General features: G+C 69.9%; 4 protein-coding genes. 1 reads left to right on the plus strand and 3 read right to left on the minus strand.

The window, feature by feature from the left end:
• Positions 1–903 precede the first annotated feature (903 nt).
• Positions 904–1236, minus strand: a complete 333-nt coding sequence (locus tag E1298_RS42975) for a LysM peptidoglycan-binding domain-containing protein (RefSeq protein ID WP_165975936.1) — start codon at positions 1234–1236, stop codon at positions 904–906.
• 176 nt (positions 1237–1412) lie between these two features.
• Between E1298_RS42975 and lexA the strand changes: the two genes are divergently transcribed.
• Complete coding sequence (gene lexA / locus E1298_RS42980; protein ID WP_131903142.1) at positions 1413–2111, plus strand: transcriptional repressor LexA; 699 nt, start codon at positions 1413–1415, stop codon at positions 2109–2111.
• A gap of 365 nt (positions 2112–2476) precedes the next feature.
• Here the strand turns inward: lexA and leuS are convergent, their stop codons facing one another.
• Together leuS and E1298_RS42990 are read right to left on the minus strand one after the other, a co-directional pair.
• A complete protein-coding gene (leuS, locus tag E1298_RS42985; RefSeq protein ID WP_424923212.1) occupies positions 2477–4939 on the minus strand; it encodes a leucine--tRNA ligase in 2463 nt (820 codons plus the stop codon).
• Positions 4940–5168: 229 nt separating this feature from the next.
• The gene (locus E1298_RS42990) at positions 5169–5783 is read right to left on the minus strand and encodes a TerB family tellurite resistance protein (protein WP_131903144.1); all 615 of its coding nucleotides are present in this window, start codon (positions 5781–5783) and stop codon (positions 5169–5171) included.
• Positions 5784–5991 lie beyond the last annotated feature (208 nt).

The raw sequence follows: 5991 nt of genomic DNA on the forward strand, positions 1-5991 counted from the left end.
CCCCCACAAACCGTCCGAAACCCCCGCCCCACAGCGGATGCGGACACCAACCACGACACGCCCCGCCCCGCGATCCCAGCGGGCCACAGCCCAGGAGACACGCCCAGCGAGCGCGGGACTACGCGCCGCGCTCGTGCGCCGAAACGCACCCGGCCAGCACAAGAAGACGCGCCCGGCACGCGGCAATGCGTGACGCGACGGTCGGCGAGACGCGACCGCCAGCAAGGCGGAACAGTCGACGTGACGAGACGGTCGGCGAGGCGTGACGGTCAGCGAGGCGGAACGGTCGGGCGTGACGTGACGGTCAGCGTGACGTGACGGTCAGCGAGACGGAACCATCAGCGAAGCGGAACCATCAGCGAGGTGGAACGGTCGGCGTGACGTGATGGTCGGCGGAGCGTGACGCGTCCTGCTGACGCGGCGTACCTCGCCCCCCAGAGCCGCGGGCTGGCGCAGAAAGGCGCGTTTGGTTCGCGGTGTGACACACGCGGTTGGCGCGGGCACGCGCCTGACAGAGCAGCGCGGCATGCCCGGCCGGTGTTGTGCAACGGGCGCAGTCAGTGTGAGTGACGCGTTGGTTTGCGGCGTGACACACGTGGTTGGCGCGGGCACCACGCGCCTGACGGAGCAGCGTGGCGGACCGGTCGGCGTTGTGTGACGGGCGCAGTCAGTGTGGGAGACGCGTTGGTTTGCGGCGAAGGGTGTCCGGTCGGCGCGGCGTGGTACGCCGACTTGCGCGGTGAGGCATGCCTGGTTGGTGTCGCGGGACGCGTCTGGCTGGCAGGGGTGAGATGCGCTGGCGCGGCACGTTCCGTTAGCGCGGGGAGGCGTGTCCCGGCTGGTGCGGTGAGGCGCGTCCGCGTTGAGGACGCCCGGCTGGACGGGCCCGGTCGGCGCGACGGGTCAACTGGCGGGTAGGCGGAGTTGCTGGCCTGGCTGGACCGTGGGGTCGCCTCCGAGGCCGTTGAGGTCGATGATCCGCTGGACGACGACGCGCGGGTCGGCCTCGGGATCGGTGGCTGCGGCTATCTCCCACAGGGTCTCGCCGGGCTCGACGATCACTGTCTGGCCAGGGCCGGCGGGGCCTCGGCTCTCACGGCCGCCCGCGAGCGCCCCGGTGCCCACGGTGAGCCACAGGGAGATCAAGGTTACGGTGGCGGCGAAGGAGACCAGGACCACGCGTCCACGGCGCGTCAGCCGTATGGGAGCGCGTTCGCCGTGGGACGAACCCGACATCTTCCCCCTCCTCAGCTTCGAATGCATTTTCGATCGAACGTCTGTACGATGTTCTACCGCAGGGTGCCGACAAAACGCGAGCACATCTTCGAACAATTGTTTGATCATCCCGCCGGGACGCGATAGCGTTCCATGACAAGGAGTGACGGATCGAGGCGCCCAGGAGGCGACAAGCGATGAGCAAGGTCCGGGAGCTGCCCGATGGGCCCATGGACGAGACGGGCCTGACGCAACGGCAGCGCATGGTGCTGGAGGTGATCCGCGACTCGGTCCAGCGCCGTGGGTATCCGCCCTCGATGCGCGAGATCGGTGAGGCCGTGGGCCTGACCAGCACTTCCAGCGTGTCGCACCAGCTCCGGGCGCTCCAGCGCAAGGGTTATCTGCGGCGCGACCCCAACCGGCCGCGCGCGGTCGAGGTGCGGGTGCCCGGGGCGACCCCCGTGCGTACGGAGCCGGAGTCGTACGAGGCGCTCGGGGGGCAGCAGACCCCGAGCCGGCCCGCGCCGGCCTATGTCCCCCTTGTCGGCCGTATCGCCGCAGGTGGGCCCATTCTGGCCGAGGAGGCGGTCGAGGACGTCTTCACGCTTCCCAAGCAGCTCGTCGGCGAGGGGACGCACTTCCTGCTGAAGGTCACGGGCGACTCGATGATCGAGGCCGCGATCGCGGACGGTGACTGGGTCGTCGTCCGGCAGCAGCCCGTCGCCGAGCAGGGCGACATCGTCGCCGCCATGATCGACGGCGAGGCGACCGTGAAGACGTTCAAGCGCAAGGACGGCCACATCTGGCTGATGCCGCAGAACCCCGCCTACGAGCCGATCGACGGCGACGAGGCGTCCGTTCTGGGACGCGTGGTCGCCGTCCTCCGCAAGATGTGACCTCGAAGAGCCCGAACGACCCGAAGAGCCCGAACGACTCGGAGGACCCGGCAGACCGGAAGAACCCGTAGGGCAGAGGAGCCGGGGCCGCGCCCTTAGCCAGAAGGCGCGGCCACCGAGCGCTCCCTCCGGGCTCCCTTACGAGTGCTCCCCCGTGTCCAGCGCAGTCCCAAGCGCGGCGTGGCACGGCTGTCCAACACGTCCCGAGTACGGTGCTGCCTAGCACGCCACCGAGCGCGGCAGCCTGGTCACAGGCGCACTTCCCGCGGTAAGGCAGGGAATGCGCCCGTTGCCAGGTGGCGCCGCCCCCTGAGCGCGCCGCGACGGTGCACGGCGCCGGCGACAGGGCTGGGGGCGGCTGACGGTCAGCGGCTGGGGACGATGTTGACGATCTTGGGGGGGCGGACGATGATCTTGGCGATGTCGGCGCCGGCCAGGGCGTCCTGGATCTTCGGGGAGGACAGGGCCAGGCGTTCCAGTTCCTCCGCGGCTATGCCGGGGGCCACGTCCAGGCGGTCGCGGACCTTGCCGGCGATCTGGACGATGCAGGTGACCGAATCCTCCACCAGCAGGGCCGGGTCGACGGAGGGCCAGCCGCCTCGGATCACCGGTGCGGTGCGGCCCAGCAGTTCCCATGCCTCGTCGGCGGTGTAGGGCGCGAACAGGGACAGCAGGATCGCGATGGTCTCGGCGGCCTCGCGGACGGCGGGGTCGGCGGCGCCCGGGCCGGAGTCGATGGTCTTGCGGGTGGCGGTGACCAGCTCCATGATCCGCGCGATCGCGACGTTGAAGCGCTGCGCCTCCACCAGCTTCGTGGCCTCGTCGACCGTGCGGGCCGTGGCGCGGCGCAGGTCCAGGTGGCCGGACTCGGGGGGTGTGCCGGGGGGCGAGGTGACCTCGGTGGCGATGCGGTGGACGCGGGCCAGGAACTTCGACATGCCGTGGGGGGAGACGTCGGCCCAGTCGATGTCGTCCTCGGGCGGTCCGGAGAACAGCATCGCCAGGCGGACGACGTCCACGCCGAACTCGCCGATCTGCTCGCCCAGGTCGATCAGGTTGCCGCTGGACTTGGACATGCCGCTGCCGTTCAGGATGACCTGGCCCTGGTTCAGCAGGCGGTTGAACGGCTCGGTGAAGCCGACCATGCCCATGTCGTACAGGACCTTGGTGAAGAACCGGCTGTACAGCAGGTGCAGGATGGCGTGCTCGACGCCGCCGGTGTACTGGTCGACCGGCATCCACTTGCGGACCTGCTCGACGTCGAACGGGCCGTGCTCGTAGTGGGGCGAGCAGTAGCGGAAGTAGTACCAGGACGAGTCGACGAAGGTGTCCATGGTGTCGGTGTCGCGCTTGGCGGCGGCGCCGCACTTGGGGCATTCGACGTTCACCCAGTCGGACGCGGAGGCCAGCGGGGAGGTGCCCTTCGGCGCAAGGTCGGCGCCGCGCAGGCCCTCGGGCAGGGTCACCGGCAGATGCTCGTCCGGGACGGGGACCTCTCCGCAGGCGTCGCAGTGGACGATCGGGATCGGGCAGCCCCAGAACCGCTGGCGGGAGACCAGCCAGTCGCGCAGGCGGAAGTTCACCGACGCGCGGCCGGTGCCGCGCTCCCGCAGGATCTCGATGATGCGGGCGATGCCGTCGGCCTTGGTCAGCCCGTCGATGGGCCCGGAGTTGACGATCGCGCCGTCGCCGGAGGTGGCGGCGCCGGTCTCGGACGGGTCGGGCAGGCCGGTCTCCACGACGACGCGGACCGGCAGGCCGAACTTCAGCGCGAAGTCCAGGTCGCGCTGGTCGTGGGCGGGGACGGCCATGATCGCGCCGTGCCCGTACTCGGCCAGCACGTAGTCGGACGTCCAGATCGGCAGCCGCTCGCCGTTCACCGGGTTGACCGCGTAGCGGCCCAGGAACACGCCGGTCTTCTCACGCTCGGTGGACAGCCGCTCGATCTCGCTCTCGCGGGAGACCTGCTCGCGGTACGCCTCGAACGCGGCGCGCTGCTCGGGGGCGCAGATCTCCTCGGCCAGCGCGGCGTCGGCGGCGACGACCATGAACGTCGCGCCGTACAGGGTGTCGGGACGGGTGGTGTAGACGGTGACGGGCTCGTCCCGGCCCTCAATGGTGAAGTCGACGTCGGCGCCGGTGGAGCGGCCGATCCAGTTGCGCTGCATCAGCAGGACGCGGTCGGGCCACTTGCCCTCCAGCTGCTCCATGTCGTCCAGCAGCCGGTCGGCGTAGTCGGTGATCTTGAAGTACCACTGGGTCAGGACGCGTTTTTCCACCAGCGCGCCGCAGCGCTCGCAGTGCCCGCCGACGACCTGCTCGTTGGCCAGGACGGTCTGGTCCTTCGGGCACCAGTTGACGTGGCCGCCCTTGCGGTAGGCCAGGCCCCGGTCGTAGAAGCGCAGGAACAGCCACTGCGTCCACTTGTAGTACTCGGGGTCGGACGTGTGCAGGCGCCGCGACCAGTCGAAGGACGGTGCGTAGCGGTGGAAGGACGACGCCTGGGTCTCGATGTTGGCGTACGTCCACTCGGCGGGGTGCGAGTCGCGCTTGATGGCGGCGTTCTCGGCGGGCAGGCCGAAGGAGTCCCAGCCGATGGGGTGCAGGACGTTGTGACCGCGCTGGAACCAGTAGCGGGCGACGACATCGCCGATGGCGAACGCCTCGGCGTGACCCATGTGCAGGTCACCGCTGGGATAGGGGAACATGTCCAGCGCGTAGCGCCGCTCGCGGCCGTCGTCCTCCTCGACGGCCGTGAACGGCCCGAGCTCCGCCCACCGGGCCTGCCATTTGTCCTGAACCGCCCGTGGGTCGTACGCCTCGTTCAGGGAGGACGCCCCCCCTGTACCCCCCGGCGCTCCCCGAGGGGTGTCGTCGCTGCTCACGCTTCCAGACTCCGCATTTCTTCCGTGGCCGTCCGCTGACATGAAACGGCCCCTCGCACAGGAGGGGCCACCACGCTGACGTCAGTGCGTCAACGTGGTCGTTCGAGGAGCAGCCTGGCTGGCATACATCAACAGTAGCGCAACCGCAAGCCTTCCCGTGGGGATTACGGCGTCAGTGCCCGGACGCCTGCCGGGCGAGTGACACGACGCCGGTCACCTGGACGCGGGTGAGCCCGAGGTCGGCGCCCACCGCGCTGAGGGTCTCCTCCTCCGAGACGCTGAGCGCCCCGTCGGTGAGGGCGATCTCGGCGGCGGCGCGCAGGATGCTCTCCCTGGCCTCGGGGGCGAGGGCGGAGGACGCCCGTCCCATCTCGACGCGGACCTCGTCGAACGGGCGGCCGAGGTCGGCGTTCAGCGACGCGTCGTCGTAGCCGGTCTCGCCGGCCTCGCGGACGACGGTGACGGCGCGCGCGCGTGCGGCCGCGTGGGTGTAGTCGCCCGAGCGCAGCACCTGGGCGATGGCCATGCGCAGCAGCATCGCGGGCATCAGGGCGAGCTGGGCGGTGGTCGGCACCTCTAGGACGCCGGGGTTCCAGCGGCCGTGGCAGGTGTCGCACTCGACGAACTCCCCGCCGGCCTTGGTCAGCGGGATGACCGGGATGAAGAACAGGGTGAAGAAGTTGCGGCCCTGCCGCCGGCGGTACTCGCGGTCGCCGCCACAGTCGGGACAGTGGAAGGTTCCCCTGGTCAGGGTGAAGAACACCACTCGCCAGCCGAAGATGATCAAGACGTGCGCCTTTCCTTGCCGAAGCGGCACATCGTAACGGGGGCGCGGGTGCGGCAGGAGTCGGAGCGGTGATCATGTGGCCGGATCCGGCCATTTCCTTGGGGTCTTGACCGCCGGTGCGTCATCGTTGGGACCACGAGTTAATAGGAAAGTTTCCTATAAGAGGAGCACTCCCACCCCCGTCCCTTATACACAGCTGACGCTGCCG

It is taken from the genome of Actinomadura rubrisoli (genome assembly GCF_004349215.1).
GTDB lineage: Bacteria > Actinomycetota > Actinomycetes > Streptosporangiales > Streptosporangiaceae > Spirillospora > Spirillospora rubrisoli.